At 70.2% G+C, this 26,991-nt stretch carries 27 protein-coding genes; 18 read left to right on the top strand and 9 right to left on the bottom strand.

Features of this window, described 5'->3' with window-relative positions:
• Positions 1 to 15: 15 nt before the first annotated feature.
• From JOD27_RS12620 to JOD27_RS12640, 5 genes are read left to right on the top strand one after another with little or no spacing between them, the layout of a single operon-like run.
• Positions 16 to 1,494 carry an aldehyde dehydrogenase family protein gene (locus JOD27_RS12620; RefSeq protein WP_204762369.1) on the top strand — a complete coding sequence of 493 codons (1,479 nt, stop codon included), beginning with the start codon at positions 16 to 18 and terminating at the stop codon, positions 1,492 to 1,494.
• A 17-nt stretch (positions 1,495 to 1,511) separates the two neighbouring features.
• The gene (locus tag JOD27_RS12625; RefSeq protein ID WP_204762370.1) at positions 1,512 to 2,621 is read left to right on the top strand and encodes an NAD(P)-dependent alcohol dehydrogenase; all 1,110 of its coding nucleotides are present in this window, start codon (positions 1,512 to 1,514) and stop codon (positions 2,619 to 2,621) included.
• Positions 2,622 to 2,628: 7 nt separating this feature from the next.
• Positions 2,629 to 4,119 carry an acyl-CoA synthetase gene (locus JOD27_RS12630; RefSeq protein WP_239566962.1) on the top strand — a complete coding sequence of 497 codons (1,491 nt, stop codon included), beginning with the start codon at positions 2,629 to 2,631 and terminating at the stop codon, positions 4,117 to 4,119.
• Positions 4,120 to 4,151: 32 nt separating this feature from the next.
• Complete coding sequence (locus JOD27_RS12635; protein ID WP_204762371.1) at positions 4,152 to 4,751, top strand: TetR/AcrR family transcriptional regulator; 600 nt, start codon at positions 4,152 to 4,154, stop codon at positions 4,749 to 4,751.
• Positions 4,752 to 4,764: 13 nt separating this feature from the next.
• Positions 4,765 to 5,247 carry a DUF6653 family protein gene (locus tag JOD27_RS12640; protein WP_204762372.1) on the top strand — a complete coding sequence of 161 codons (483 nt, stop codon included), beginning with the start codon at positions 4,765 to 4,767 and terminating at the stop codon, positions 5,245 to 5,247.
• Here JOD27_RS12640 and JOD27_RS12645 read toward each other — a convergent pair.
• Positions 5,244 to 6,512 (bottom strand): amidohydrolase family protein, encoded by a 1,269-nt coding sequence (locus JOD27_RS12645; protein WP_204762373.1) that lies wholly within the window; start codon positions 6,510 to 6,512, stop codon positions 5,244 to 5,246. The two genes, JOD27_RS12640 and JOD27_RS12645, sit on opposite strands and share 4 nt — an antisense overlap.
• Positions 6,513 to 6,702: 190 nt before the next feature.
• On the opposite strand from JOD27_RS12645, the gene JOD27_RS12650 reads away from it, so the two are divergent.
• Positions 6,703 to 10,404, top strand: coding sequence for a 5'-nucleotidase C-terminal domain-containing protein (locus JOD27_RS12650; RefSeq protein WP_204762374.1), 3,702 nt, complete (start codon positions 6,703 to 6,705; stop codon positions 10,402 to 10,404).
• Between the two features lie 214 nt (positions 10,405 to 10,618).
• Here the strand turns inward: JOD27_RS12650 and JOD27_RS12655 are convergent, their stop codons facing one another.
• The gene (locus JOD27_RS12655; protein WP_204762375.1) at positions 10,619 to 11,146 is read right to left on the bottom strand and encodes a DUF308 domain-containing protein; all 528 of its coding nucleotides are present in this window, start codon (positions 11,144 to 11,146) and stop codon (positions 10,619 to 10,621) included.
• A 115-nt stretch (positions 11,147 to 11,261) separates the two neighbouring features.
• Here JOD27_RS12655 and JOD27_RS12660 point away from each other — a divergent pair, with 115 nt between their 5' ends.
• On the top strand, positions 11,262 to 11,879 hold the full coding sequence (locus JOD27_RS12660; protein WP_204762376.1) for a TetR/AcrR family transcriptional regulator: 618 nt from the start codon (positions 11,262 to 11,264) through the stop codon (positions 11,877 to 11,879).
• 59 nt (positions 11,880 to 11,938) lie between these two features.
• Positions 11,939 to 14,668, top strand: a complete 2,730-nt coding sequence (locus JOD27_RS12665) for an AfsR/SARP family transcriptional regulator (protein ID WP_307830129.1) — start codon at positions 11,939 to 11,941, stop codon at positions 14,666 to 14,668.
• On the opposite strand, the gene JOD27_RS12670 is transcribed toward JOD27_RS12665, so the two are convergent.
• Positions 14,635 to 15,153: a hypothetical protein gene (locus JOD27_RS12670; protein WP_204762378.1), complete on the bottom strand. Its 519-nt coding sequence runs from the start codon at positions 15,151 to 15,153 to the stop codon at positions 14,635 to 14,637. The genes JOD27_RS12665 and JOD27_RS12670 overlap by 34 nt on opposite strands.
• Before the next feature lie 212 nt (positions 15,154 to 15,365).
• Between JOD27_RS12670 and JOD27_RS12675 the strand changes: the two genes are divergently transcribed.
• A complete protein-coding gene (locus tag JOD27_RS12675; protein ID WP_204762379.1) occupies positions 15,366 to 15,869 on the top strand; it encodes a methyltransferase family protein in 504 nt (167 codons plus the stop codon).
• Positions 15,870 to 16,094: 225 nt separating this feature from the next.
• Here JOD27_RS12675 and JOD27_RS12680 read toward each other — a convergent pair whose 3' ends face one another.
• A complete protein-coding gene (locus JOD27_RS12680; RefSeq protein WP_204762380.1) occupies positions 16,095 to 16,577 on the bottom strand; it encodes a hypothetical protein in 483 nt (160 codons plus the stop codon).
• Between the two features lie 186 nt (positions 16,578 to 16,763).
• Here JOD27_RS12680 and JOD27_RS12685 point away from each other — a divergent pair, with 186 nt between their 5' ends.
• The 6 genes from JOD27_RS12685 to JOD27_RS12705 all read left to right on the top strand — a co-directional run bounded on the left by JOD27_RS12685 (position 16,764) and on the right by JOD27_RS12705 (position 19,536).
• Positions 16,764 to 17,426, top strand: coding sequence for an RNA polymerase sigma factor (locus JOD27_RS12685; protein WP_204762381.1), 663 nt, complete (start codon positions 16,764 to 16,766; stop codon positions 17,424 to 17,426).
• Between the two features lie 34 nt (positions 17,427 to 17,460).
• Positions 17,461 to 18,117, top strand: a complete 657-nt coding sequence (locus JOD27_RS12690; protein ID WP_204762382.1) for a hypothetical protein — start codon at positions 17,461 to 17,463, stop codon at positions 18,115 to 18,117.
• Between the two features lie 134 nt (positions 18,118 to 18,251).
• Entirely contained in the window at positions 18,252 to 18,521 is a 270-nt protein-coding gene (locus JOD27_RS12695; RefSeq protein ID WP_204762383.1) for a hypothetical protein, read from the top strand.
• 306 nt (positions 18,522 to 18,827) lie between these two features.
• On the top strand, positions 18,828 to 18,956 hold the full coding sequence (locus tag JOD27_RS45955; RefSeq protein ID WP_275591647.1) for a hypothetical protein: 129 nt from the start codon (positions 18,828 to 18,830) through the stop codon (positions 18,954 to 18,956).
• Positions 18,957 to 19,063: 107 nt separating this feature from the next.
• Positions 19,064 to 19,381, top strand: a complete 318-nt coding sequence (locus JOD27_RS12700) for a hypothetical protein (RefSeq protein WP_204762384.1) — start codon at positions 19,064 to 19,066, stop codon at positions 19,379 to 19,381.
• Positions 19,378 to 19,536 carry a hypothetical protein gene (locus JOD27_RS12705; protein WP_204762385.1) on the top strand — a complete coding sequence of 53 codons (159 nt, stop codon included), beginning with the start codon at positions 19,378 to 19,380 and terminating at the stop codon, positions 19,534 to 19,536. Before JOD27_RS12700 ends, JOD27_RS12705 begins: the two co-directional genes overlap by 4 nt.
• Positions 19,537 to 19,738: 202 nt before the next feature.
• On the opposite strand, the gene JOD27_RS12710 is transcribed toward JOD27_RS12705, so the two are convergent.
• Positions 19,739 to 20,104, bottom strand: coding sequence for an STAS domain-containing protein (locus JOD27_RS12710; RefSeq protein WP_204762386.1), 366 nt, complete (start codon positions 20,102 to 20,104; stop codon positions 19,739 to 19,741).
• Between the two features lie 281 nt (positions 20,105 to 20,385).
• Positions 20,386 to 20,814, bottom strand: a complete 429-nt coding sequence (locus JOD27_RS12715) for a DUF6292 family protein (protein ID WP_204762387.1) — start codon at positions 20,812 to 20,814, stop codon at positions 20,386 to 20,388.
• Between the two features lie 437 nt (positions 20,815 to 21,251).
• On the opposite strand from JOD27_RS12715, the gene JOD27_RS12720 reads away from it, so the two are divergent.
• Positions 21,252 to 22,463 (top strand): HNH endonuclease signature motif containing protein, encoded by a 1,212-nt coding sequence (locus JOD27_RS12720; RefSeq protein ID WP_204762388.1) that lies wholly within the window; start codon positions 21,252 to 21,254, stop codon positions 22,461 to 22,463.
• A gap of 464 nt (positions 22,464 to 22,927) precedes the next feature.
• On the opposite strand, the gene JOD27_RS12725 is transcribed toward JOD27_RS12720, so the two are convergent.
• A complete protein-coding gene (locus JOD27_RS12725; RefSeq protein ID WP_307830100.1) occupies positions 22,928 to 23,923 on the bottom strand; it encodes a TDT family transporter in 996 nt (331 codons plus the stop codon).
• Positions 23,924 to 24,032: 109 nt separating this feature from the next.
• On the opposite strand from JOD27_RS12725, the gene JOD27_RS12730 reads away from it, so the two are divergent.
• Together JOD27_RS12730 and JOD27_RS12735 are read left to right on the top strand one after the other, a co-directional pair.
• Positions 24,033 to 24,962, top strand: a complete 930-nt coding sequence (locus JOD27_RS12730) for a LysR family transcriptional regulator (RefSeq protein ID WP_204762390.1) — start codon at positions 24,033 to 24,035, stop codon at positions 24,960 to 24,962.
• A complete protein-coding gene (locus tag JOD27_RS12735) occupies positions 24,946 to 25,296 on the top strand; it encodes an HNH endonuclease (protein WP_204762391.1) in 351 nt (116 codons plus the stop codon). The genes JOD27_RS12730 and JOD27_RS12735 overlap by 17 nt, the downstream gene beginning before the upstream one ends.
• Here the strand turns inward: JOD27_RS12735 and JOD27_RS12740 are convergent, their stop codons facing one another.
• A complete protein-coding gene (locus tag JOD27_RS12740) occupies positions 25,297 to 26,538 on the bottom strand; it encodes an MATE family efflux transporter (protein WP_204762392.1) in 1,242 nt (413 codons plus the stop codon). It lies immediately after the preceding gene.
• Positions 26,528 to 26,977 carry a hypothetical protein gene (locus JOD27_RS12745; protein ID WP_204762393.1) on the bottom strand — a complete coding sequence of 150 codons (450 nt, stop codon included), beginning with the start codon at positions 26,975 to 26,977 and terminating at the stop codon, positions 26,528 to 26,530. Before JOD27_RS12745 ends, JOD27_RS12740 begins: the two co-directional genes overlap by 11 nt.
• Positions 26,978 to 26,991: the final 14 nt, after the last annotated feature.

Here is a 26,991-nt window from a genome sequence, read left to right on the forward strand (position 1 = left end):
GAAGGCAAATCCATCATGACCGCACTCGACGAGCGTCCGACCGCAACGGTGCGCCGCCCGGTCGTCGCACCCGGCAGGTTGTTCATCGGGGGCCAGTGGCGGGAGTCCAGCGAGGACGCCCGCATCCGGGTGACCGACCCGTCCACCGGATCCGTCGTGACGTCCGTCGCCTGGGGCACGACGTCGGACGTGAACGACGCGGTCGACGCGGCGCGCGCCGCGTTCGAGGGCTGGGCTGCGACGCCCGGCCGGCTCCGCGGGCGGATCCTGCACCGGGTCGCGGACATCGTGCGGGCCAGGGCGGACGAACTGGTCGCGGTGGAGAGCCTCGACGTCGGCAAGCCGGTCTCGCTGTGCCGTCCGGTCGACGTGGAGACGACCGCCGAGCAGTACGAGTACTACGCGGCACTGGCGCAGACCCTCGACGGGGCCACGCGGCAGATCCCGATCCCCTCGCACGCCTACACCCGCCGCGAGCCGGTCGGCGTGGTCGCGGCGATCACGCCGTTCAACTTCCCGCTGATCCTGTCCAGCTCGAAGATCGCGCCGGCACTGGCGGCGGGCAACACGGTGGTGCACAAGCCCGCCGAGGACACGCCGCTCAGCGCGTTGCTGATGGCCGAGATCCTCGCCGAGGCCGGTGTGCCCGACGGCGTGGTCAACGTGGTGACGGGCTACGGCGCGGAAATCGGCGAACACCTGCTGCGTCACCCCGGCGTGGACAAGGTGGCGTTCACCGGGTCGACGGCGGTCGGCAGGCACGCGGCGAGCATCGCGGGCGCGCAGCTCAAGCCGGTGACCATGGAACTGGGTGGCAACGCGGCGCACATCATCTTCGAGGACGCCGATCTGGAGAAGGCGATCGGTGCGGCGATCAAGGCGTTCGTCTTCAACACCGGCCAGTTCTGCATGGGCGGGCCCCGGTTGCTCGTCGCGGCACCGTTGTACGACGCCGTTCTCGGCGCTCTCGCCGAGGCCGTGCCGACCGTCCCGCTCGGTGACCCGTTCGACCCGGCGACCGTGATCGGCCCGATGGCCGGCGAGCGGCATCTGTCCAAAGTGGAGCGCTATGTCGCGCAGGCGAAGGCCGACGGCGGCCGGATCGTCACGGGCGGGCAGCGCGTCGACCGGGCCGGGTGCTACTTCCCGCCCACGGTGATCGCGGACCTGCCGGACACGTCCTCGGTGGTGCGGGAGGAGATCTTCGGCCCGGTGCTCACCGTGCAGCGGTTCGAGACCGAGGACGAGGCGGTCGCCATGGCCAACAGCACGCCCTACGGCCTCGCCGCCGGGCTGCAGACCGAGAACCTCGCGCGGGCGCACCGCGTCGCCGCCCGGCTGCAGGCGGGCATCGTCTGGATCAACGACTGGGCGCTGCTCGACCCGGCGATCCCGTTCGGCGGCGTCAAGGACTCCGGACACGGCCGCGAGTACGGCCCGGAGGCACTCGCCGCCTACACGCGCACCAAGTCCGTCGTCATCTCCCTCGCCTGAGCCCACAGGAGAATCCGATGCCCACCACAACGACGGCGGCCGTGGTCGAGTCCGCCGGTTCCGGATTCACGCTCGCCCAGGTGGCTCTCGACGACCTGCGCCCCGACGAGGTGCGCGTGCGTGTCGTCGCCGCCGGCATCTGCCACACCGACCTCGGCGTGGCGGGCGGTCACCTGCCGTTCCCGCTGCCCGGCGTGCTCGGCCACGAGGGCGCGGGAATCGTCGAGGAGGTCGGCTCCGCCGTCACGAAGGTGGCAGCCGGAGACCAGGTACTGCTGAGCTACACGTCGTGCGGCCGCTGCCAGAACTGCCGCGACGGCCACCCCGCCTACTGCGACACCTGGCTGCCGTCGAACCTCATCGGCGGCGAACGAGCCGACGGGACGTCGCCGATCTCCCGCGACGGCGTCCCGCTCGGCGGTCACTTCTTCGGCCAGTCGAGCTTCGCCCACCACGCCGTCGTCGACGAACGCAGCGTGGTGAAGGCACCCGCCGACGCACCGCTCGACCTGCTCGCCCCGCTCGGCTGCGGGGTCATGACCGGCGCCGGCGCGGTCTGGCACGTCCTCGCCCCGCGACCCGGCGCCACCCTCCTCGTCACCGGTGCGGGCGCGGTCGGTCTCTCCGCGATCATGGCGGCCCGGCTCACCCCCGCCACCCGGATCATCGCCGCCGACCGCGTCCCGCGACGGCTGGAGCTGGCGGCCGAACTGGGCGCCACCGACACCATCGACACCACCCTCGACGACCTCGGCGAAGCGGTCGCGAAGCTCACGTCCGGCCGCGGGGTCGACGGCGTCGTGGAGACCACCGGCAACGCCGACGTGCTCGGCACGGCGATCTCCTCGCTCGCCACCCGCGGCACGGCGGTGATCGTCGGCGCGCCCGCGTTCGGCACCCAGGTCCCGGTCAACGTGAACTTCATGTTGTCCGGCCGCAAGGTCGTCGGGCTCACCATGGGCGACGCCGAGACGCAGTCGCTCATCCCGGTGCTCGTCGACCTCGTCACCGCTGGCAGGCTGCCGATCGACCGGCTGATCACCCACTACGAGTTCGGGGAGATCCAGCAGGCCGTCGACGACGCGGTGGCGGGCGTGACGATCAAGCCCGTGTTGCGGCTCGGGTGAGACCGGGATGATCGGACCGGCCAACCACGGCGTCGGCAGCTGGCCGTCGCGACGGGCGCGCATCTCGCCGCACCGCACCGCACTCGTGCAGGGAGACCGGACGCTGACCTACACCGAGCTCGCGCACCGGGCCGACCGGCTCGCGGGCGCGCTGGCCGGGTTCGGCGTCCGCCGCGGCGACCGGGTGGCCTACCTCGGCGTCAACGACATCACCGTGTTCGAGACGTTGTTCGCCACGGCGCTGCTCGGGGCGATCTTCGTGCCGTTGAACCACCGGTTGTCCGGCGCGGAGATCGGCTACATGCTCGCCGACAGCGGCGCTTGCATGCTGGTGCACAGCGCGGACGCCGACGCCCTCGTCGCCGCGGCCGGTCCCCTGCCGCCCGTGCTGCGGACCTCCGACTTCGACACCGTGGCCGGAGGTGAGCCACCCGCGGCCGAGGTGACCTTCGACGACCCGTGCCTGCTGCTCTACACCTCGGGCACGACCGGAAAACCGAAGGCCGCGGTGCTCACGCACGGCAACCTGACCTGGAACACCGTCAACCAGCTCGCCCACTTCGACGTCCTCAGCACCGACCGCGCGCTGTGCATCGCTCCGTTGTTCCACTGCGTCGGCCTCGGTCAGATCACCCTGCCGACGTTGTTCAAGGGCGGCAGCGTCGAGCCGGTCGCGAAGTTCGATCCCGGCGCGATCCTCACGCGCATCGGAGAGGCCGGGATCACCGGCTTCTCCGCGGTGCCCACGATGCTGCAGATGATGTGCCAGGACCCGGCCTGGGACACCGCCGACCTCAGCTCGCTGACGTGCGTTCTGTACGGCGGTTCACCGGTGCAGGAACGCGTTGCGCGCGCGTGGCTCGACCGCGGTGTCCGGCTGTTGCAGGGCTACGGCATGACCGAGGCATCCCCCGGCGTGTCGATGGCCACCCACGACGGAACGCTGGACCATCCCGTTTCCGCCGGCGTGCCGCACTTCTTCACCGATGTGGCCGCACTCGATCCGTCCTCGCGTGTCACGGCTCTCGGGGACGAACCGGCCGAGCTGCTGGTCCGCGGTCCCAACGTCTTCGCCGGCTACTGGAACCGGCCGGAGGAAACCCGGTCGAGCTTCGTCGACTCGTGGTTCCGCACCGGTGACGTGGTCCGTGTCGAGGACGGTTGGGCCCACGTCGTCGACCGGATCAAGGACGTGATCATCTCCGGCGGTGAGAACGTCTACCCCGCCGAGGTGGAGGCCGTCATCGTGCGGCTGGACGAGGTCGAGTCGTGCGCGGTGGTCGGGGTGCCGGACGAGCGGTGGGGCGAGGTCGGCGCCGCCTACGTCGTCGCCCGCGCGGGCCTCGACGCCGATGCGCTGCGCAAGCACCTCGAGGCGAACCTCGCCCGCTTCAAGGTGCCCAAGCACCTGTTCTTCGTGGACGCGTTGCCGCGCAACGCCACCGGCAAGGTCCGCCGCGTCGAGCTGAGGGCGATGGCCGCGGCCGAGCTCGCTTGACGTGCGTTGAACAACTGTTCAATACTCTGAACATGCGTTCAGCCTCTGACCTCACGGCACGTGCGCGCATCCGCGATGCCGCGCTGACCAGGTTCGGCGCCGACGGGATCGCCGGAACCTCGGTGCGCGCGGTGGCCGCGGACGCCGGGGTCTCGCCGGCGTTGGTGGTGCATCACTTCGGCTCCAAGGAAGGGCTGCGGCAGGCCTGCGACGACTACGTCCTCGAAGGGATCCGCTCCGGCGGCGAGACGGGAACGGACGCGTTGGGCGAAGTGCTGCAGGCAGCGACTCCGGTCCGGCGCTACCTGGCGCGCGCGTTGCTCGACGGCACCGCCGCGGCGAGCACCCTGTTCGACGAGATCGTCGACCGCACGCAGCAATGGCTCGCCACTGGCGAAGAGGAAGGCAGGGTCCGTCCGGCCGCCGACGCACGGGCGCGCGCGGTCACGTACGTGTCGTGGCTGCTGGCGCCGCTCGTGCTCGGTGATCATGTCGGACGGTTGCTCGGCGGGGATCCGGCGGAGACCGCGACAGCCGTGCGTGGTGCGCGGGCCGGGCTGGAGATGCTCACCTCCGGCCTGTTCGCCGACGACCGCTGGCTCACCGCGTTCAACGAGCTCGGCGATCGCTGAAGGAGGATCCACGATGGACGCTGCCGACCGGATCGCGAAGACCTTCGGCATGACCGACGAGGCGTGGCGACGGCACGCCAACCCGTGGAGCGTGTGGACGCGGTTCGCCGCGATCCCGTTGATGCTGCTGGCGATCTGGAGTCGCACGTGGATCGGGTGGTGGTGCCTCGTGCCGGTCGCCGCCGTCGTCGTGTGGCTCTTCGTCAATCCGAGGGCGTTTCCACCCGTCGACGAACCACGCAGCTGGGCCGCGCGAGGGATCTACGGCGAACGGGCGTGGGTGCGCGACAGGAACCTGGTGCCGCCCGACCACCGGAGTGTGCTGCGGCTGCTGGTCTCGTTGGGCGTCATCGGGTTCGGCATGATCCTTTGGGGCCTGATCGGCCTTCAGGTGTGGCCGACGGTCTTCGGCACCACCCTCGTGGTCGTGGCCCAGCTGTGGCGGATCGACCGTTTCGGCTGGTTGTGGGAACGCCACCAGGCTCAGCGGCCCTAGAACCTCTGCGCGGACCGGCGTTCGCGCACCGCCGCAACGACTTTCGCGACCTGCGCGTCGAACGCGTCGAGCTGCTCGGCTTCCGCCGGGCTCGCCACGAAAGCGCGTCGGTCGCACGCCACGCCCCCGCGCCAGATCCGCTCGATCGCCCGTGTCTCGGTGATGTCCGACAACGGGTCACCGGACACGAGCACCAGGTCCGCGCGCCGTCCGGCCGCGACACGTCCCCGGTCGGCGAGTCCGAACACCCGTGCCGGTTCGCTCGTGGCGGCGGCCAGGGCCTGCGCCGGGCTGAGGCCGCACCGGACGAGGAGTTCCAGCTCCCGGTGCAGGCTCGCCCCGAACACGGTTCCCGGGTTCGGGGCGTCGGTGCCCGCCAGCACCGTGACACCCGCGTCGGCCAGCCGCCGCACGTTGTTCTCGGCCCACGCGTACGGCAGGCGACCTGGGAGCGGGGCACCCGCCGTCAACCGGCGTGTCCAGGCCTCGCCGAGTGCCTCCGCGAGCCGCGGATCACCTGCCACCGCCGCGCCGCCCGGTTCGCCGAGGGTGTTCTCGATGGTGGCTAGCGTCGGGCCGACCACGATTCCGGCCTCGGCGATGCGGTCGATCAGGGCCTCGTCCAGCTCGGTGTCCGCGGGGACGTGGGCCATCACGTCGACACCGGCGGACACCACCTGCTCGACACCGGCCGCCGAGCTCACGTGGGCCACCACCAGCAGACCGCGGGCGTGTGCGGCGGTGACCAGCGCCGTGATGGTCGCGGAGTCCAGCGACGGCCACAGACCGCCGACACCGGAGAAGATCTTCAGGTAGTCCGCGCCCTCCGCGATCCGGTCCGCGACGAACCGCTCGGCCTGGCCGGCGGCGGTCACCGTCGGGAACGGGGCGTACATCAAGGACGGGTGCCCGTCGGGCGCGGTGGCACCGACTCCCGACGAGCGCACGTCCGCCACGTCGGGACGGGACGCGGCCTGCTCCTTGGCGGCGGCCACCAGGCCGGGCTTGCTGAACATGTCGAGCACGGTGGTGACGCCGAACGTCAACGACTGCTGGAGAGCGCCGGGAACGAGGTGCACGTGCGCGTCGATCAGGCCGGGCACCACGGTGCCGCCCGCGGCGTCGATCACCTCGTCGCCTTCGCGGGCGACCGGGACCGCCGAGCACTCGGTGATCAGGCCGCCGGAGAACCGGATCGAGGTCCAGTCCCGCGCCTTCGTTCCGTCGAACACCTTCGCGTTCACGATCGTTGTTGCCGCGGCCACCGCTTCCTCCCCAGGAATCCTGATCAACCCTAACCCGATCAACCCGTCGTCACGCCGGCACGAAGTAGCGCAACCACAGGTACGCGTCGCCCGGCTGAACCGCTCCCGTTAGGGTCGTTCGGCCGTAGGAAGCACGCGCGGACGGACCTACGCTTTGGGCGGGTCGGGGCAGGCACCTGGAGGTTCTGCCATGCGCCGCACCCGCTTGTTCGCCTTGGCCGCCGTCATTCCGCTCGTGGTCGTCTCCCCTCCCGTCACCGCCGCGGCCGCACCCTCCGTCGGGGCCGCGTCGCGGGCGGTGTTCTTCGCTTCCGACGGCATGCGGCCCGACCTGGTCGACAAGTACGCCGCCGCGGGCGCCATGCCCACGTACGCGAAGCTGATGGCCGACGGCGTCAAGGGCGCCAACGGCATGGTCCAGGCGTTCCCGCCCAACACCGGCGTCGGCTGGTACACCATGGCCACCGGCACCTACCCCGGTGAGCACGGTTCGACGAACAACACGTTCCACCGGACCGGCGAGGCGAACTTCAACAACCGCACGTCGTTCTCCGCCGGCGGGGTGCTGCAGGCGGACACCCTGGCCGCCGGCGCCGAACGCGCGGGCAAGAAGGTCGCGCAGGTCGACTGGGTGGGCGGCGCCGCCGCGAAGATCACGGGTCCGACCGTGGACTTCGCGAACTTCTTCTCCACCCGTGGCGTGCTGACGGCGCCGGCCGTGGCGGACGAGCAGGCGGGTGCGGCGGCGTTCGGGCTGTCGTACCAGGTCGCCGCGTTCAGCCCGGCCGACGGCTGGACGAACGTGCCCGCCGGTGATCCCGCGGCACCTCCGCAACAGACGACCCTGACCATCGCGACGACGTTCGCCTCGCAGAACCCGACGCGCACCTACGACGTCTACGTGTTCGACGCGAACGTCAACGGGACAGCAGCGTACGACCGCGTGCTGCTGACGCCTTCGAGCGCGGGCAAGAACGCCGCGCAGGCCGTGTCGCTGACGCAGGGCGACTTCAAGGAGGTCAAGCTGCGCGGTGCGGACGGGCTGATCGGGGCCCGTGCCGGGCAGACGGCGGGCTTCTACACGAAGCTGATCGGCCTCGCGCCCGACCTGTCGTCGTTCAAGCTGTACTTCACCTCGGTCGAACGCCTGATCGCCACGTGCGGCACGGCGGCGTGCAATGCCCTGCCCGCGGGTGGCGCCGGTGAGGACCGGCTGGAGAAGTACCTGGCCGAGAACGCGCCGACCGCGGTGGCCGCGGACTTCGCACCGCTCGAGGCGCGGATCATCGACGAGGACACCTACGTCCAGCAGGGCCTGAACCTGGAGAAGGCCTACGGCGACGCGGTGCTCGACTACATCTTGGGCACGCTGCAGCCGGACACCCAGCTCGCGCAGGTCGGCTACCCGGTGACCGACGAGTTCTCGCACCAGTTCCTCGGGCTCACCGTGCCCGCCGACATGGACGGCGCGGCGAACCCGTACTTCGACGACGTCAACGGCGACGGCGTGAAGGACAACCGCCTGGCGATCCGCGAGGGGTACCTCCGCTCGGCCTACCACGAGGCGGACGCCAAGCTCGCGCGCGCACGTGCGTTGATGGGCGGCAACCCGACGACGATGGCGGCGAGCGACCACGGGTTCGCGCCGCAGTGGTACGCGCTTAACGCGGGCAAGGTGCTCGCCGACGCCGGTCTGCAGCAGACCGAGCAGGCGGGCAACTGCCGCACCGGTAGCGTCACCAAGGCCAAGGCCTGCTACGCCGGTGGCACCGCGCAGATCTACATCTCGCTCGCCGGCCGCGATCCGGGCGGTGTGGTGCCCGCGGCCGACTACGAGGCCGTGCGCACCCAGATCATCAACGCCTTCAGCGGGCTGACGCACAACGGCAAGCAGGTCGTGCTGAAGGTGATGAAGAAGGAGGAGCTGCGCAACGTCGACGGCTCCGACTCGCTGCACCCGTCGCGCTCGGGTGACGTGGTCGTGGTGACGCGTCCGCCGTACCAGTTCGACGCGGCGACTCCCGGCCAGCTGATCGCGTTCAGCCAGTTCTTCGGCCAGCACGGCTACCTGCCCGACCTCGTGGACCTGGCGCACAGCGTGAACATGCACGCCGTGTTCATCGCGTCCGGTCCCGGCATCCGCAAGCAGAGCCCGCTCGCCGGCGTCCGGGCGATCGACCTCGCGCCCACCATGGCGCTGCTGCTCGGCGTGCCCGGCCCGCAGAACGCGCGCGGCCGCATCCTGTACTCGCTGCTGCCGCAACCCGGTTCGCTGAAAGAGCTGACCGTACTGAACATCAGCGACTACCACGGTCAGCTGGTGCCGCTGTCCGAGACCGCCGACACGGTGGCGGGCGGCACCGACCCGGCGTTCGGCATCGGCGGTTCGGCGTTCCTGAAGCCGTGGTTCGACGTGTACCGCGCGGAGGCCACCAACGGCTCGATCACCGTCGCCGGCGGCGACTCGGTGGGCGCCACCCCGCCGATCTCCGCGTTCTTCGGTGACAAACCGACCATCGAGCTGATGAACGCCATGGGCTTCACGTTCGACGGACTCGGCAACCACAACTTCGACAAGGGCCAGGCGTACCTCCGGCAGACCCTGATCCCGTTGGCGCAGTACAGGTTCCTCACCGCCAACATCGTCGACGCGAACGGCAGGACCCCGTCCGAATGGGCGCCGTCGGCCGTCGTGGACGTCTTCGGCGGCGTCAAGCTGGGCATCGTCGGCTTCTCCAACGACGACCTGCTGGAGCTGACCGCGCCCGGCGCGATCGACCCGTTCCACCTGACCAACTCGACGACAGCCGTGAACGCCGAGGCCGCGCGGCTGAAGGCCCGCGGTGTCAACGCGATCGTGGCGCTCGGCCACCTCGGCGCCACGGCGGGCACGCTCACCGCTCCGACCGGCCCGGTCGTGAACCTGGCGGACAACGTGTCCAATGTGGACGCGGTGCTGGGTGACCACACCGACTTCCAGGTCGTCGCGACCCGATCGAACGGTGTGCTGCTGACGGAGAACCGCAGCAAGGGCATCCGGTTCACGCGTGTGCGGCTGGTCGTCGACACGAACGCCAAGAAGGTCGTCTACAAGACCGCGGACTTCCACAAGCCGTGGGACATCGGCATCACCGCCGATCCCGCGATCCAGTCCCGCATCAACGACCTCAACGCGCAGCTGGCACCGGTGCTGAGCACGGTGATCGGCGCGTCGACCCGCGTGATCCCGCGTGCCGACGCGTGCGGTCAGAGCGCGGGCCGCACCTGCGAGTCGCTGGTGGGCAACACGGTCACCGACGCGATGCGGCTCAAGTACGGCGTCGACTTCGCCATCACGAACTCCGGTGGCCTGCGCGCCGACCTGACGTGCCCGACGACGGACAACCCGAACGACTTCTGCCCGGCCTTCACCCCGCCGCCGTATCCGATCACGCGGGGCCAGGTGCTGGGCGTGCTGCCGTTCGGCAACGTCGCGACGACCCTGAACGTCAGCGGCGCCGAGCTGAAGACCATGCTGGAGAACGGTGTTTCCCAGATGCCGGCCGTCAACGGGCGCTTCGCCCAGGTGTCCGGGCTCTGCTTCACCTACGACATCTCCGGTCCCGCGGGGTCGCGCGTGGTGTCGGCGGTCCGGCAGGCCGCCGACGGGTCGTGCACCGGCGCACCGGTCGACCTGACCGCCGCGGCGACGTACTCGTTGGCGGAGAACGACTTCATGTCCAACGGCGGTGACGGCTATCCGAACTTCGCCAGCCGCGCGACCACGAGGGAGATCCTGGACCAGGTGCTGGCCGATCACATCGCCGCGAACACGCCGATCAGCCCGGCGATCGTCGGCCGTGTCACCTGCACGACGAGCGGGACCGTCGTGTGCCCGGTGGTGACGCCCTAACTGAACCAGGTCACCGACGCGCTGCGCCGTTCGTGACGCTGCCCTGACCGGTGTGGGCTGAGATCGCCCTGCGGTGATCTCAGCCTTGCCGCTACGGCCGCAGTTCCGGCGCCAGGTACTCGAAAAGTCGGTCCCGCCGTCGTGTTCCCGTCCCCGCTCGGCATCGTCATCAAACGCCTGCGCCTGAGCCTTCACCTCGAGACAAGGCAGCGGCTCAGCCTGTGACGCGGCCGAGACGCAGCGCGGAGACCAGGAAGAAGACGCCGCCGACGGTCGCGTAGCCGGCGAGGGTGGCGAGCGACGGGTTGGCCGCGGACGCCATCGCGACGAACGACGACCCGGCCAGCACGGAGAGTCCGCCGCTGAGGATCATCGGCCACTGACCGCCCATCTTCCGCCGGCTCACGCCCACGACCAGCTGCACCAGCCCGGAGACGATCGCCCAGGCACCCCACACCCGCAGCACGGCGGGCAGACCGGACGTACAGGCCACGGCCAGGCCGGCCGCGGCGAACAGGCTGACCGCGATGTTCACGTACAGGCCGCGGGCGCGGGACGAGCGGGCGTCCACGACGGCGGCCGCCACGTCGAACAACGGGTAGAGGACCAGCAGGGTGATGCTGACCGGCCCGAGATCCGACCTGGTCAGGAAGAGCAGCACCGCCCAGACGACGGCGAACCCGAACCGGACGAGGTACAGCCGGCGCAGCGCGGTCGGGGTGGACGAGACAACGGTGGTCATGGAGGTCCTTTCGACGATGCCCGGCCAATGAGACCGAACGTTCTACCTCTTTCCACCCTGACGGTCAGCCGCTCGTTCGTCAAGACCGAACGTTCTATCCGCTAGAGTCGGTGCCATGGCACGCACCCAGCAGACGGGCCGGCCGTCCGAGGCTCGGACGCGGCTGCTCAACACGGCCCTCAAGATCTTCTACGCGGAGGGGATCCACTCAGTCGGCATCGACCGCATCGTCGAGGAGGCTCGGGTCACGAGGGCGACTCTCTACCGGCATTTCCTGGGAAAGGAGGAGCTCGTCGTCGCCTACCTGGGCGAGGCCGACGCGGCCATGCGCGCGCAGGCCGAGCGGGCCGCCGCCCGCGGCCACTCTCCCGCCGACACCGTGCGGGCGCTGGCCAGGGCGATCGCCGAGGGCATCCGCTCACCTGAGTTCCGGGGCTGCGCGTTCCTCAACGCCGCCGCGGAGTACCCGGATCCCGAGCACCCGGTGCACCAGGCGGTGCTCGCCCACCGCGAGTGGTTCCAGACCACCGTCACCGAGCTGTTCACCCAGCTCAGAGAGGAGTCCGCCGAGGCGGCCGCGCGGCACTTCGTGATGTTGCGCGACGGTGCCATGGCGGCCGGGTGCCTGTCCGACGCGGAGATCGTCTGCGAGACCTTCCTGCGTGGTGTCGAAGGACTTCTGCGAGCGCAGACCACACCGGAAACGGCGAAAAGCGGCACGAAGGCGGTGTGACCGGCACTATCCTGCCGCGCTGAGGCCCGACGATCGGAGGAGCCATCAGCGCGTTGAGCGTGCGGGTGCTGGGCCCGCTCGAGGTCCGGCGAGGCGATCGCACGGAGAACCTCGGCGGCGTCAAGCAGCGGGCGCTGCTCGCGCACCTCGCGCTGCACGCGAACACCGGTGTGTCGCTCGACCAGCTCGTCGAGGCGCTGTGGCCGGTGTCCCGGCCGCGATCGGTGGTGTCGAACGTCCGCACCTACGTCTGGAGGTTGCGGCAGCTGCTCGATGATCACCTGCGCACCCACGGCACCGGCTACGTGCTGGCCGTGTCGCCGCAGGAGCTCGACGCGTTGCTGTTCGACGAGCTCGTCGCCGACGCGCGCCGCAGTCCGGGCGCCGCGCTGGAGTTGTTGCGCCAGGCCGACTCCCTCTGGCGTGGCCGCCCGCTGGAGAACCTGCCCGAACACGACGCGTGGACGCCCGCCATCGCCCGGCTGGAGGAGGCCAGGCTGGTGGCCACCGAGCACCGGCTCACGTTGCAAGTGGAGCAGGGCGAGTGCGCCGCCGCGATCCCTGAGCTGCGGGCGTTGCTGGCGGAGCACCCGTACCGCGAGAGCGTGTGCGGTCAGCTCGTGATCGCGTTGCGAAAGGACAACAGGCGCGCGGAGGCACTGCAGGTCTACGCGGACATGCGCGCACGGCTCGCCGACGAGCTCGGTTTGGAGCCCGGCCCGGCGTTGCAGGAAGCTCAGCTCGCGGTGCTGCGGGGCGAGCGGGCCTCCGCGCCGCTCCGGCAGTTGCCGCCGTCGGTGTCCGATTTCTGCGGTCGTGCCGCCGAAACCGACGCGCTCGTCCGGGCGTTGCGACGAGGTTCGGTGTCGGCGCCGGTGGCGGGCGTGACCGGGCCGCCCGGTGTCGGCAAGTCGACGCTCGCGATCCGGGTGGCGCACCTCGTCGGCGATCAGTTCCCTGACGGTCAGCTGTACGTCGAGCTCGGCGGGACGGCCGAACAGCCGCGCGATGCGAGCGACGTGCTCACGGAACTGTTGCACGCCTTGGGAATCACTGGTGCCGGACTGCCCTCCCACCTCACGGCCCGTGCCGCGCTCTACCGCTCCCGGCTCGCCGGGCGGCGGGTGCTGGTGGTGCTCGACGACGCCGCCTCGGTGAGCCAGGTCGTGCCGCTGCTGCCGGGCGACGCCGGGTGCGCGGTCCTCGTGACCAGCAGGCGCAGGCTGTCGGAACTGCCCGGCGCCGTGCAGGTCGAGCTGCGGCCGTTCGCACCGGAGGAGGCCGCCGAGCTGCTCGCGGGCATCGCGGGTGAGGACCGCGTGAACGCCCAGCCGGACGAGGCCGCGGCGATCGCCCTGGCGTGCGGGCATCTTCCACTGGCGATCCGGGTGGCCGGCGCGCGGCTGGCCGGACGCAGCGGGTGGTCGATGCAGGTGCTGCGCGAGCGGCTGGTCGACGAGTCGACCCGGTTGCGCGAGCTGAGCTCCGGTGAACTGGCGGTGCGGGCGAGCTTCGACCTCAGCGTCCGGCAGCTTCCCGACGAGGAGTTCCGCGCGTTCGTACGGCTGGCGTTGCTCGGGCCGCACGACTTCCCGGGGTGGGTCGTCGACACGCTGCTCGGCGAACCGGGCACCGAACACCTGCTCGACGGACTGGTCGACGCGAGCCTGCTCGAGTCCTGCGGCGCCGACGGCATCGGCCGGCCCCGTTACCGGCTGCACGACCTCTTGCGCTGCCACGCCTCGGAGCTGGCCCGCTCGTTGCCCGACCGAATGTCCACTGTGGAACGAGTGTTGCGGGCGTTGCTGTGGCTCGCGGTCACGGCGGCGCGGCGGCTGCCGGTCACGTTCGGCACGACGATCGCCGACGCCGAGCGGGTGGCTGCACCGGAGCATCTGCTCACCGACCCGGTCGCGTGGTTCGAGGCGGAGCGGCGGACGTTGTGCGGTGCGGTCGACATCGCGGCGGCCGCGGGGTTCGACGAGCTGGCGTGGCAGATCGCGGCGGCCTGCGTGCCGTTCTTCGACCTCCACAGTCACTACGAGGACTGGGCGAGGACGCACGCGCGGGCCCTGCACTGCGTTCGCGAGGCGGGGGACAAGGCGGGCGAAGCGGCGTTGCTGCGCGGCATCGCCCAGGTCCACATCTACCGCGACGAGTTCGCCGACGCCGAGCGGAAAATGCTTGCGGCGCGGGAACTTTACCGCTCGGTGGGCGATGAACGCGGTCAGGGCACCGCGATCGCCGGCGTCGGCGTGGTGCACCGGCTACGGGCGGAGTACGAACAGTCGATGGCCTGCTACACCGAAGCGTTGCGGTTGCTGGAGTCCGCAGGAGACCTGCACTCCGTCGCCCACGTGCGCGCGTCGATCGGTGCCGTCCACGGCGCACTCGGCGCGGCTGAAGAGGCGCGGGAATGGCTCACCGGCGCCCGGCAACTCGCCGCCGATCTCGGTGACGCACACCGGGAAGCGCTCGTGCTGGTCCGTCTCGCGACGCTCTACCGCACCACCGGCGAACACGAGGCGGAGCTGGTCAGCGCACGCCGGGCCGTGACTATCCTGATGGACCTCACCGACGAGCGGTGCACCGCGTTCGCCCAGGTCGAGCTGGCCGAGGCGCTGATCTCGAACGGTCACCCGCAAGCGGCGCACGACCTGGTGGAACAGGCGCTGGAAACCTATCGCCGCACGGGCAACCGGGAAGGCGAACCCGCCGCGCTGCGCACGCTGGCGCGCGCGGCGGGTGCATTGGATCAGTTGCTGTTGCCGTACTTCCAGCCGAGGTAGTTGCGGAAGTAGCCCACCGAACTGCCGTGGCCGATCTTGCCGCCGACACTGGTCGACCAGAAGCCGCCCGCACCGTCGGCGATGCCCACGTGCCCGTTCTGGCTGGTGTTCCAGAAGACGAACGCACCCTTGGGCGGCGTGCCGGTGGTGTGGCGGGCACCGTCGGAGGACCGCCAGTGCTCGATCGCCGAGGCGTGGTGCGTCTGCCGCGCCCACGCCAGACGAACCGCGCGCTCGCAGTAGCCCTCGTACGCCGTGCTGCCGCGCCGGTCGGACATCCACTTGATGGCGCCGGCCGCCGTCTGCTGGATGGTGATGTCGCCGTCGAGGGCGGGCGCGGTGGCCGTGTCCTCGAGCCACGGCTGCGCGATCTCGACGCCCTGGCTGAACGCCTCCGCGCCGGTCGCACCGGCCGGGGCGGCGGTGCCGAGCAGAGCCGCGCCGAGCAGGCCGACGACCGCGGCCGTCACTGCGGTGAAACGCATGAAGATCCCCTTTTCGCAAGAAATGCACTGCTCTCGCAGCATTTCGAGGGGACATCCACGGCGGATACATCGCCGATACACGAGCCTGCGCGGACATGATCCCGCACCGTGACCGCTGCGACCCGGCCCGATAGGCCGACCAGGTGAATCCCGCCACGAAGACACGGCTCAGAGCTACCTGCAGTGGTCGGTGGTGGATAAGGCTGTACGCCATGGAGAGGCGACAGGCGGCGCTCGGCTCGGCGGCGTTCTTCGTGCTGGCGCCCGGTGGCGTCGCCGGGCTCCTCCCGTGGCTGCTCACGCGGTGGCGGGTGGAGGAGCCGCTGCCCTTCTGGTTGCCGCTGCGGGTGCTCGGCGCGCTCCTGCTGCTCGGCGGGCTCGCGGTGCTGATCTCGTCGTTCGCCCGGTTCGCCGCGGAGGGCCTGGGCACGCCCGCGCCGGTCGCGCCGCCGGATCGTCTTGTGGTGGGCGGGTTCTACCGGTACGTGCGCAACCCGATGTACCTCGCCGTGCTGGCGTTGATCGTCGGGCAGGCGCTCGTGCTGGGGCAGTTGGTCCTGATCGCCTATGCCGCCGTGGTGACCGCCGCGTTCACGGCGATGGTGCACTGGCACGAGGAACCGGCCCTGCACCGGCAGTTCGGCGATCAGTACGACACCTACCGGGCAGCGGTGCCCGGCTGGCTCCCGCGGCTGCGGCCGTGGGTGTCCGGTTAGGACACCCAGCACGGGCGCGAGTCCTCGCGTTCGAGGTCTACGGCCGGAACCTGCCACCGTCCGAACGGGAGCGCGGCTGGTCCGTCACGCAGCTACCCGACGGCGTTCAACGACAACGGAGAGTTCGCGGTGTTCCAGTCCTACGGCTGGTACAACCCGTTCCCGCCCGCATCCTACCCCCTGTGGTGACGGGGAGGCTGGAGCACCAGTCTCCCCGTGCGCCGGTCAGACAGCGAAGAACGTCCGTGACACGTCGGCGACCGAAGTGCTGACGTTGTTCGTCGTGTCGGTGAGCACGATGTTGCTGTACGAGACGCTCGCCAGCACCAGCCGCTGACCGTTCGGGCAGCTGAACGAGCCGGCGGAGATCGGGCCGGCGGACAGACTCGCCGTCACGCGGCCGTTCTTCGGCTGGAACGTCCCCCCGGCCGAAACCTCGGAGTTGAACGTCTCCTTGTTCGCGGCCTGCGGGTGGTTTCCGCCGCCGTTGATGCACGCGTACGTCGCGGTCGCGTCGGCCGTGAGCACGTAGTCTATGTTCTCGTTGCCCAGACCCCGCTCGTCGAAGTTGACGACGAGCGCGCCCGAGCCGTTGACGCTGCCACTGGCCGAGTGGAACTTCGGGGCGTCGGCCCCGGCAGGCGTGACAACCATGAGCAGTGCGGCGACGATCGCCGCGAACAGCGTGAAAATGCTGCGTGGACGCATGACCTTTCTTCCTTTGAACGCTCCTTTTCCCGCGCAAAGCCGCCAAAGACGCTACCCCGAATGGGCGAGTGGCAGCAGGGTCGTCCGGCCTAGTTCGTTCAGTCCAACGACAGGTGGGCAAGGCTCCGTTAGTCCACATCGGCCTCGATGGCAAGGACTTGGCACAATGCCTGAACTTCGTTCAAGATGCCGCGCGTGCAGAGTGCGGCGGGCTTCGGCGACAGCGGCGAGATCTCCGGTGTCGTGTGGTCGCCGCGACGGTCGAGCGCGGGAAGGTCCATTGCGGACACCGGCGCCGAGGCGATGCTGACCGCGGCGCGCCGGGGTGACGAGGACGGCTTCCGCGCCCTCTACCGCGAGGTTCAGCCGAAGTTGCTGCGGTACCTCCAGGTGCTGGTGGGAGCGGACGCGGAGGACGTGGCTTCCGACGCGTGGCTGCAGATCGCACGGGACTTCGGATCGTTCCGCGGCGACGTGGACGGATTCCGCGGCTGGGCGACGACGATCGCCCGCAACCGCGCGATGGACCACCTGCGCCGTCAGCAGCGGCGCCCGGTCGTGCACGGAACGGTCGAGGACGTGGCCGAGCCCGCCGGTCCGGAGGACACCGCCCAGGCCGCGGTCGATTCGGTGGCCACGGACGCGGCGCTGGCGTTGATCGCCAGGCTGCCGAGGGACCAGGCGGAGGCCGTGCTGCTGCGGGTCGTCGTCGGCCTGGACGCGAAGGCCGCCGCCAAGGTGCTCGGCAAGCGCCCAGGCGCCGTCCGGACCGCGGCGCACCGGGGCCTGCGCACCCTGGCCGCACACCTCGACAAAGCTCCCCCACCAGGGCGAACACCATCGGAGTGACAAAAAACGAGGCCCTGACGCTGAAGGACATGAGATGAGCAACCACCGATTCCGCCGCATCAGCCGGCGCACCGCGGAGCGACTGCTTTGCGACGCGCCCGGCCGGACGCGGGCCACCGGGCACGACCGCCTGAGCGAAGTGCTCGCGGCGGCGTCCGCCCCGGCCCGCGATCGCGAGCTGACCGGTGAGCAGGCCGCCCTGGCGGCGTTCCGCGCCGCTCGTCTCGCCACCGCCCCTCAGCGACGGAGACCCCGGATGCTCAAGATCGCCTTGGCGAACGTGCTGACTGTGAAGATCGCCGCCGTCACGGCAGCCGCCGCGGGCGGCATCGCGCTGGCTGCCGCGACGGGAACGCTGCCAGGCCAACGGCACGAAGAACCTTCGCCGGCCGCCGACACGAACGTCGTCGCCACGACGTCCGTGACGACGAAGGACAAGCCGAACAGCCCGGACAAGAAGCCGGACAACAGCGCTTCTCCCTCGCCCTCGCTGAAGGGGCTGTGCCAGGCCTACACCGCCGGCGCCGGATCGGAACACGGCAAGGCGCACGAGAACCCGGCGTTCAGCGCGCTGATCACGGCCGCGGGCGGTGCCGACAAGGTGCCCGCCTTCTGCGCCGACCAGCTGGGCGAGAAGCCGGGCAAGCCCGACCACACCGCCCCCGGCAAGCCCACCAAGCCGGAGCGCTGACGCACACCAGCACACGTCCGGCGACCCGATTGCTCTCCCACTCCCTCACCGGGTCGCCCATTCCAGGACGGGCGGCGGCCTGCCCCACACGCCGCCGCTCGTCCACCCCTTCGCCGCCCCGCAGGAGGAGAGCCATGTCCGACGACATCTGTCCGCACGTTGTCTCAGCCGGCAGCTACCTGCTCGAGATGCTCTCCCCCGAGGAGACAGCGGAGTTCCGGCAGCACAGCAGGCACTGCCTGCACTGCCAACGGGAAATCGTGGCGCTGATGCCGGGAGCCCTGTTCCTGCAGGAGCTCAGGGCCGACATCCTCGCGGCCAACCGGCGCCTGTGCGCCGAACGCCCGGTGCTGTCGACCGTCGCCGCGCGGGAGCCCTGGTGGGGCCCCGCCTGTCAGGCGTGACCAGTGGCTCCCTCACCACCAGCGTCGTCGCCAGCTCCATGTGCAACGCCTCTGGCTGATGGCCGTCGAGTACCCGCATCAGCCGGGTGACGGCGATCCTTCCCATTTTCCTGCAACGGTTGCCGGACGGTCGTCAGCCGTGGGTCGGTGGCCTCATCGAGGTCGGCGGCCTTGTCACGGCAATGCCTGGACATGATCGGAAACAACGCGGGCGATGGCGCGAGGCTGCAGATCCGGTCGTGCACCGGCGGGGCGAACCAGAGGCAGAGTTGCTTTGAGGTCATGCCGTCCGGGTAACCGGGCGGCATGACCGATCCATTGAACCCCGAAGCACCTCACTCCCCCGGCACGCCCAGCCTCGACGATCTCGAGACCCCGGAACCCGAGGTGCCGCAGCAGGAAACCGACGACGAGGCGAGTGAGCCGCCGGACTGATCAGCACACGGGTGGCGATCAGGCGGGCCGCCGTGAAGGCGAAGCGCTCCTCTCCCGAGTACAGCTGCCAGAGGCGTACCCAGCGGCACAGCGGATACCCCTCCGGCATGGACACCGACGAACTGCGGCGATTCGTCCTCGTACGACTGGCGGAGGACGAGGAGCGGCTGGCGCAGGAGAAGCTGCCGCTGCTCGACGAGGCCGAGGGCAGAGGCAGGCTGCGGATCATCCGCTCGGACGACGGGTCGGGGCTGCTGTTACTGCCCGGCCCGATCCAGGCGGCGGAGGAACGCGTGCCGGTGCCGTTCCCGGAGAAGTTCCCCTTGCTGCGGGCCGAGGTCGAGCAGACCCACGACGAGGCGCTGCTGCGACTGCTGGCCGCCGCCTACGACACCCACCACGACTGGCAGGAGGAGTGGCGATGACGACGCCGGAGCCCGATCGCGACACGGCCGAGAGCGAACTCGAGGACGCCGACATCGGCTCCGAGCACACGCGGCCGACCTACGCCGACGAGAATCCCGGCGGACCGCACCGGGGACCCGACGAGTCCGAGCCCGACGACGAGGGCGGCCTGTAGGTCACCAGGAACGGCGTCGGCTGCTTGACGCCGCGCCCAGCTGATGCGGCCGGGTTGCCTCGGCACCCGCACCGCCTGCTCTTCCGCTTCCGCCGCAACACGTTCCCGCACATCTCTCACGACGTACCTGGCCTGGCCGGCCGCTTCACCGGGTGCCGCGCGACCTCGCCCTTGGCCGTGCGAGCTCCGCACTACCCGTGACTCAGCACATCTCCTCAATGGCCGTCCGCACGTCCCGGTAGAGGCGCAAAACGCCATCGATGCCGCTCAACGTCAGAACGTGGCGCGAGTACCCCTCGGCGACGACGGCGAGCATGGATCCCACCGAGCGGGCGTGGGCGTGGTTGCGCAGCACCAAATGGATGCCAGCCGATCCCATGAACGCGACCTGGCTCAGGTCGAGGACGAGCAGACGTGGTTTGGCGGCGAGCTGAGCGGTGACCTCGTCCTGGACCACCTGGTCGGTGCTGAGGTCGATCTCACCGCGAACGGAGGTGACGGGCACCTGGGCGTCGACATAGATCGTCTGAACCCAAATTGGTAAAGGGGTATGCGCGTGCATGGCCATGTCGGTGCTCTTCCCTGCCGCGTGTGTCAGGCACCGCGGGGTCAAGAACTCCGCGGTGTCCCTGTCACGTAGCCGGGCAACGCCTGTCTAACATCCATGTGCGAAAGCAGCCAACCAGTGAACTGGTCGCGATAGAGCGGTTCACAACGCTCCTGCCACGTATCAGACCAGAGTACCCCTGATCGCTCGGCCCGAAACGGTGCGCGCGGCTCGCTCGCCGTACTCCTGCTGCCGTTCAGCGCTCATGCCGACCAGTCACCCTGGACCGGCCTGCGTGAACGTCACGAGTCGCTGGCCCTTGGCGACGGAACGAAGGCGGCGAAATCGCGGTTCGCCTGGCCTTCCGTACGCTCCCGGCAGAACAGGCTCTGCGCCCAGTGCACAACCGCGGTGGGCTCAGGCCGCGGATCGCCTGCCATCCGTGCGACCACCACCAGCTCGCCACCGCGGTCCTCGACCGCCGCCGACCAGCCGCTGAGCTCGTTCCACAGCAACGCCACGTCGTGGTCCGGGAAGTCCGGCAGCCGTCCGTCGAGTGCCACGTACGCGCTGGCGCGTGGTTCTGTCTCTACGAACGAGCTGTCACCGCGTAGTCCGAATGCCGTGACCACATCGCTCACATAACGCCGTGTCCGGCGTGCCGTCTCGTCGTCGAAGTCGAAGGTGACGTCGATCTCCGCGTCGAAGTCGGCGGTCATGTCGCGGTCCATGCCAGCAGTGCCTCCGTTGGCCGAACGAACCCGTTGTGCGCGCGGTGGATACCCCTGCGGGGTGTCGGTGAAACCCTGCTCGGGGCTAGCGCGGGTCGCCGTTCCAGCGTGGTTGCGTGGGCTTTTGACGAGCGCTGGTTTCGGCATCGCCGCTTCGCGACGATTGCGATTGGCGCTGGCGCTTGACTTCGGGGCCCTTGCGAGGAGCTGGTCGGCCTTTAAAAGCCGGGCATAAAGAGCCCGGCCGATCCGAACACGGTAGCACCTCGCACCCAAAGTCAAGCACCAATCGCGAGCGTGCGTGGTCGCGTGAGGCGGTCGGGTTCCGGAAATTACCGCTTCCCGGTTCTGAATCGGTGCCGCGGGTCTGGCGATTCACTCGATGGTGTTCATTTTCGGCCCCGATATTCACGTGATCTTGCGGTAAATTAGAACACGTGAGCGACCCCAGCCTTCCCCTCCTCTCCACCGGCGAGCTGCTGCGCGGCATCGTCGACGAGGTAACGGAATCCCGGGCCCGCGATTATGCGATCATGCAGAAAATCGCCGAATTGAACCGGCGCGGCGCCGCCACCGAACTAGGCTACAAAAACCTTCCGCTCGTGCTGCGGGACGCGGTCCGCTGGGACAAGAACACCGCCACACGGTGGGTCGAGCAGGCCGCGAAGCTGAGCGGTGAGATCACCCCGACCGGCAGCGAGATCACCGCCCGGCTCCCGATCACCGCCACGGCCGCCGCCGAGGGCGCCCTGTCGATCGAGCACGTCGCGGTGGTCGCCGAGGCGATGCAGACCCTGCCCGCCGACCGTGAGACGCAGCTGGTCGACTACGCCCGCCAGTTCGAGCCCACCCTGGTCCGCGCCCTGGGCAACAAGCTGATCTACGGGTTGTTCCAGAACGACCCCGAACCCACAGACCCCCAGCCCGAACCCGCCTGCTCCCGTAACCGGCTGACGCTGCGCCAGACCAAGGACGGGGTGGTGAAGTACGCCGGGACGATGGACCCGGTCACCGGCGCCACGCTGATGGCGGCACTGGGCCCGCTGGCCAAACCCCGCCCGACCACCGCCGAAGGCCCCGACCCGCGCACGCTGGACGAGCGGCAGGGCGACGCCCTGGCCGAACTCCTCGACCTGGTGCTGCGCGCGGACGTGCTGCCCGAACACGGCGGCGAAGCCGTCGCGCTGACGGTGACCGTGGACTACGACCACCTGGCCGAGCAGGCCGGGGCGGCGACGCTGGACAACGGCGTGCACCTCCCCGCCGACCAGATCCGCCAGCTCGCCTGCAGCGCCGGCATCCTCCCGATCGTGCTGGGCAGCCGCTCCCAGCCGCTCAACGTCGGCCGCCGGTCCCGGCTGTTCACCTCCGCCATCCGCCGCGCCCTGGTCGCCCGCGACCACGGCTGCGCCTTCCCCGGCTGCACCCGCCCCCCGAAACACTGCGACGCCCACCACATCCAGCACTGGGCCGACGGCGGCGACACCTCCCTCAACAACGGCGTCCTGCTATGCCGCCACCACCACACCCTCATCCACCGCAGCGGCTGGGACGTCACCATCGAACACGGCATGCCGGTCTTCTACCCGCCCGCCTGGCTCGACCCCGAACGCAGACCCAGACGCAACCAGCTCCACACCGCCGCCTAACCCCGACCACGAGGGACACGAGCGGACCCCACCACCCACGTCGACCGCCACGGCCGTGCAGCACCACCACGGCCGTGGCACAACCATGCCCACAACCCGGCACACTGGGCAAGGCAGCGATCCTGCTCCAGCAATACGAACCGTAAAGACCGGGCATGGCCAATGGTGAAGCCCAGGCACACCCCGAAACCGCGAAGCCGAAGCCGAGCCGGACAGCTCTATGCCGCGCCGTTCAAGCGGTAATTTCCGGAACCCGACCGCACAACGCAACCACGTACGCAGGCGATTGGTGCTTGACTTTGGGTGCGAGGTGCTACCGTGACCGGATCGGCCGGGCGCTTTACCTGCCCGGCTTTTACAGGCCGACCAGCGCCTCGCAAGGGCCCCGAAGTCAAGCGCCAATCGCAATCGTCGCGAAGCGGCGATGAAAAGACCCGTCCCGGTAAACATCCCCAAGCGGGGGGTTAGGCAGATTTCGCGGTCATCAGAGTTGTGCGAACGGCCACCGTGATCCAGGCGAGCACCAAAGTGGCGTAGAGCACGACGGCCACCAAGGAGAACATGGCGGACGGGATGCGGGCAGCGAGAGCGCTGGTGCCGGTCACGAGGGTGCCCAGAGGGAAGACGAAGCTCCACCACGTCAGCGCGAACGGGAGGCCGCGGCGAGCCGTCCGGAGGGTCACGGTGGAGGCCAGGGCCACCCAGAGCAGGGCGAAACCCCAGGTGATCGTGCCGTAGAGGACGCCGAAGGCGGTTTGGCCCGGGAGGACGTGGACGCCTGCCAGGAGGTTGGCCGCAGTGATCGACTGGCCCAGCGGGCCCAGGACGATCCAGAGGGCGGGGACGGTGGAGGCGGTGCCCAGGCCGTGTTGGACGAGGCGTTGCCAGATTTGCGGGACGATCATCATCGTGGCGAACAGGCTCACCCCGAACAGGGCGTAGCAGCCGAGCACCATAGCCTGGCGGAACTGGCCTTCTGGGAGGTGCTGGGCCAGGAGGGCGCCTGAGGCGGCGGAGACCATGGGTGGGACCACGGGCATCAGCCAGCCGCCGAACGGGCGTTCGCCGCTGCCGATCATGCGCAGCGGCACCAGGACCGAGGTGGTCAGGCCCAGTGCGGTGCCGAGTGTCCACAGTGTCCAGTCGATGGCGAGGGCCGCCGGCAGGCCGATCCAGTCTGAGCCCAGCAACAACGTGCCGGTGCCGACGGTCATCAGTGCCATCGGTGGGGCGCCCCAGAACTGGGCCATCACCGGGTCGGCCAGTTGGTCGCGCACCGTTGTCCAGGTCCAGCGGCGCAGGGCTGCGATGACCAGGCACACCAGCAGTGCCGCGTCGAGGGCCCAGACGAAGGTGGCCGGGGTGCGCAGGCCCGGCATGGAGGCGCCTGCCGTGGCGACGATGCCGGTGCCCATCACCGAGGCGAAGAGGTTCGGGCCGAAGGGCGCCGCTCGTCGCACCTCGGGGGCACGGTGTGGGTGAGGTGCGAGAGCGGTCACGAGACAACGATGCTCGTGCGCCCGGCACGCCGGTAGGTGGCAATCGCCGATGAACGCATAGGCTGTGCCTATGCCTCTGCCGTCCAGGGTCAGTGATCTGGCCAGCTTCGACCTGTTGTTGAGCGTGGCCGAGCTGGGCAGCATCGGGCGGGCCGCCAAGGCGCACGGGATGTCGCAGCCGTCGGCGAGTGAACGGCTCCGCACCCTGGAGGCACGTGTCGGGGTGGCGTTGCTCGAACGCACGTCGCGTGGGGCCCGGCTCACCACGGCCGGGCAGCTCGTGGCCGGGTGGGCGGCGCCGGTGCTGGCTCGGGCGGTGGATCTCGATGCCGGGATCACCAGTCTGCGGGCGGATCGGCACGGTCAGCTCAGGGTTGCCGCCAGTCTCACGGTGGCCGAGTACCTGCTGCCGGCGTGGCTGATCGCGCTGCGGGCGGTCAGTCCGGACACCGCGACGGTGTTGACGGCGGGCAACTCCGTGCACGTCGCGGAGCAGGTGCTGGCCGAGCGGGCCGATCTGGGGTTCATCGAGAGCACCGGCATGCCGCAGGGGCTGGCCAGCCGGGTGGTGGCCAAGGACGAGCTGGTGCTGGTGGTCGCGCCGGGGCATCCGTGGGCCCGGCGGCGCCGGGTCACGGCCGCGAAGGCCGCTGGGACGCCGTTGGTGAGCCGGGAGTCCGGGTCGGGCACGCGGCAGGCGTGGGAGCACGCGCTGCGGGGTGCCGGGATCACGGAGTTCGCCGGGCCGTTGCTGGAGATGTCGTCGACCACGGCGATCAAGGCGGCGGCGATCGGCGGGATCGGGCCCGCCGTGCTGAGCATTCACGCTGTGGAGGCCGATCTGAAGACGCGCACGCTGGTGCGGGTCGAGGTGAGCGATGTCGATCTGCATCGAGCGTTGCGGGCGGTGTGGCCGTCGGGCAGGACACCCCGAGGACCCGCCTCCGACCTGTTGACCATCGCTACGCGTAGTGTCACGCATCGTGCCGACCGGCGGTAGCAGACAGGTTCGCGCGGCCCGCAAGCGCAAGAAGCGGATGGCGCGGGTGGCGCACGACCTCACCGACGCGCAGTGGGACGCGCTCAAGGCGTCCTGGGGCGGGTGCGCCTACTGCGGTGCGCCCGCGGCGTCGTTGCAGAAGGACTGCGTGCAGGCGATCTCGCGCGGCGGGCGCTACACGCTCGGCAACGTCGTGCCCGCGTGCGGGTCGTGCAACGCCAGCAAGTGCAACGCCGAGGTGACGGGCTGGTTGCGGCGCAAGAAGCTCGACGAGCGCGCGTTCCTGGTGCGGCACTACGAGATCTCGCACGAGCTCACCGCCAAGTTCGCCTGATCAGAGGTTGCTCGCTTTCCGGAACGCGATGCCCTGCCCCACCGCCACGGCCAGGTTCGCGGCGGCCAGCGCCACCCACAGCCCGGTCAGCCCGTGATCGGCTGCCGGGACCGCGACGAGGGCCAGCACGCCGTAACAGATCGCGAAAATGACGAAGCTCGGTGTCGTGCGCTTCAACCCCGCGAGGCCGAACCCCAGCACGGCCTGCACGCCGTCCGCGAGGACGACCAGCACGATCAACGCCAGCAGGTGGCCGACCGCGGCCAGCACCTCGGGGTCGGTGAACAGCCGGTGGACGCCGCCCAGCGCGATGATCGCGGAGATGGCCGACAGCGTGGCGATGGTGATCGCCAGGCCCGCGCCCACCGCGCGCCGCACGCCTTCGGTCCGCGTGCTGACCAGCGGCACCACCGCCTGCCCGATCGCCAGGGCCGCGGTGAACGTCAGGCTGACCAGTCCCGTCGCGATGTTGTGCGCCGCGACCGCCGTCGCGCTCACGCGGGCGGCGGCCACGGTCAGCACGCCGAGCACTCCGAACTTGACCAGCACGGTTCCGGCCATCGGGATGCCGACCTTCGCGAGTTCCACGATCTGTCCGAAGTGGACGTTCAGCTCCAGCCGGCCGTGCAGTCGCTTGCGCAGCCCGGAAACCGTGATGAGGCAGCTGGCGAGGATCGCGGTGCACAGGGCGATGCCCGCGCCGGTGAGGCCCAGTTTCCACACCAGCAGCGGTGAGAGGACCGCCGTGCACGCGGCCCCGGCCAGACCCGCCCGCATCACGACCTTGCTCAGTCCGAGGCCGACCAGACAAGACGTGGCCGTGGAACCGAAGGCGTTCAACAAGACCCCGGCCGCCATCAGCAGCGGGAGCGGTCCGAGCCGCTGGACCGTGGCCTCCGGCACACCGCCGGCCCGCGCGATCAGCGGGGCGCAGGCGACCGCGAGCGCGGCGGGCACGCCGACGACCACGGCGAGCCCCGTGCCGTCCCGCACCACCCGCAGCAGCCCCGGCGGATCGTCCGCCTTCGCCGCCACGAACGGCATCACCCCGCGCACGGCACCGGAAACCGCTGCCATCGCGGGGAAGTAGACGGCCGTGGTCACCGCGAAACCGGCCAGCGCCCCGGTGTCGAACCGGCCGAGCGCCGCGGTGGTGACCAGTGCGCTGAGCGACACCGCGACCATCGACAGGTACAACGGCAGCGCGACGCGGCCGATCTGCCTTGCGTCGCTAAGCAGCATTGCGCAACGTGGTGAAGCCCTTGAAGAGTTCGTCCCACGCCTTGCCGCAGCGGGCGTTGAGCTGCCCGTCGGCACTCGACCCGCCTGCCGCGAACCACGGCTCGCACGGCTTGATGTCGGTGAGGGCCTTGCGGACCTGCTCGACGGCGGCACGGCCGTTGGGCGGCAGCTTGGCCGTCTGCTTCTCGACCTCGTCGATCACGCCTTTCACGTCCGGCATGAGGTGGGCGCAGTTGTCCACGTTGTCGACAGGCTCACCGCGCAGCCTCGGGATGCAGGCGGTCAGCAGGACGCCGATCGCGTCGAGCCGGGGTTGCAGCTCCGGCAGCGGCGAGGACGACGACGAGGTGGCGTCCGGGGTGATGGTGGGCAAGGACGCCGTCCCGGCGGAACCGCAGCCGACGAGCAGGAACACCAGCGCAATGGCGGAAGAGCGCATGGCCCGAGCCTAGC

Source organism: Lentzea nigeriaca (genome assembly GCF_016907955.1).
Taxonomy (GTDB): domain Bacteria; phylum Actinomycetota; class Actinomycetes; order Mycobacteriales; family Pseudonocardiaceae; genus Lentzea; species Lentzea nigeriaca.

Excerpts from the sequence above, each read along its gene's own strand:
- JOD27_RS12740 (WP_204762392.1), bottom strand. The coding sequence starts at position 26,538 with ATGCTGCTTAGCGACGCAAGGCAGATCGGCCGCGTCGCGCTGCCGTTG.
- JOD27_RS12650 (WP_204762374.1), top strand. The coding sequence starts at position 6,703 with ATGCGCCGCACCCGCTTGTTCGCCTTGGCCGCCGTCATTCCGCTCGTG.
- JOD27_RS12635 (WP_204762371.1), top strand. The coding sequence starts at position 4,152 with ATGCGTTCAGCCTCTGACCTCACGGCACGTGCGCGCATCCGCGATGCC.
- JOD27_RS12630 (WP_239566962.1), top strand. The coding sequence starts at position 2,629 with ATGATCGGACCGGCCAACCACGGCGTCGGCAGCTGGCCGTCGCGACGG.
- JOD27_RS12710 (WP_204762386.1), bottom strand. The coding sequence starts at position 20,104 with ATGGCCATGCACGCGCATACCCCTTTACCAATTTGGGTTCAGACGATC.
- JOD27_RS12670 (WP_204762378.1), bottom strand. The coding sequence starts at position 15,153 with ATGCGTTTCACCGCAGTGACGGCCGCGGTCGTCGGCCTGCTCGGCGCG.
- JOD27_RS12730 (WP_204762390.1), top strand. The coding sequence starts at position 24,033 with ATGCCTCTGCCGTCCAGGGTCAGTGATCTGGCCAGCTTCGACCTGTTG.
- JOD27_RS12690 (WP_204762382.1), top strand. The coding sequence starts at position 17,461 with ATGAGCAACCACCGATTCCGCCGCATCAGCCGGCGCACCGCGGAGCGA.
- JOD27_RS12640 (WP_204762372.1), top strand. The coding sequence starts at position 4,765 with ATGGACGCTGCCGACCGGATCGCGAAGACCTTCGGCATGACCGACGAG.
- JOD27_RS12625 (WP_204762370.1), top strand. The coding sequence starts at position 1,512 with ATGCCCACCACAACGACGGCGGCCGTGGTCGAGTCCGCCGGTTCCGGA.
- JOD27_RS12745 (WP_204762393.1), bottom strand. The coding sequence starts at position 26,977 with ATGCGCTCTTCCGCCATTGCGCTGGTGTTCCTGCTCGTCGGCTGCGGT.
- JOD27_RS12675 (WP_204762379.1), top strand. The coding sequence starts at position 15,366 with ATGGAGAGGCGACAGGCGGCGCTCGGCTCGGCGGCGTTCTTCGTGCTG.
- JOD27_RS12655 (WP_204762375.1), bottom strand. The coding sequence starts at position 11,146 with ATGACCACCGTTGTCTCGTCCACCCCGACCGCGCTGCGCCGGCTGTAC.
- JOD27_RS12660 (WP_204762376.1), top strand. The coding sequence starts at position 11,262 with ATGGCACGCACCCAGCAGACGGGCCGGCCGTCCGAGGCTCGGACGCGG.
- JOD27_RS12715 (WP_204762387.1), bottom strand. The coding sequence starts at position 20,814 with ATGGACCGCGACATGACCGCCGACTTCGACGCGGAGATCGACGTCACC.
- JOD27_RS45955 (WP_275591647.1), top strand. The coding sequence starts at position 18,828 with ATGACCGATCCATTGAACCCCGAAGCACCTCACTCCCCCGGCACGCCC.
- JOD27_RS12695 (WP_204762383.1), top strand. The coding sequence starts at position 18,252 with ATGTCCGACGACATCTGTCCGCACGTTGTCTCAGCCGGCAGCTACCTG.
- JOD27_RS12685 (WP_204762381.1), top strand. The coding sequence starts at position 16,764 with ATGCCGCGCGTGCAGAGTGCGGCGGGCTTCGGCGACAGCGGCGAGATC.
- JOD27_RS12705 (WP_204762385.1), top strand. The coding sequence starts at position 19,378 with ATGACGACGCCGGAGCCCGATCGCGACACGGCCGAGAGCGAACTCGAG.
- JOD27_RS12620 (WP_204762369.1), top strand. The coding sequence starts at position 16 with ATGACCGCACTCGACGAGCGTCCGACCGCAACGGTGCGCCGCCCGGTC.
- JOD27_RS12680 (WP_204762380.1), bottom strand. The coding sequence starts at position 16,577 with ATGCGTCCACGCAGCATTTTCACGCTGTTCGCGGCGATCGTCGCCGCA.
- JOD27_RS12700 (WP_204762384.1), top strand. The coding sequence starts at position 19,064 with ATGGACACCGACGAACTGCGGCGATTCGTCCTCGTACGACTGGCGGAG.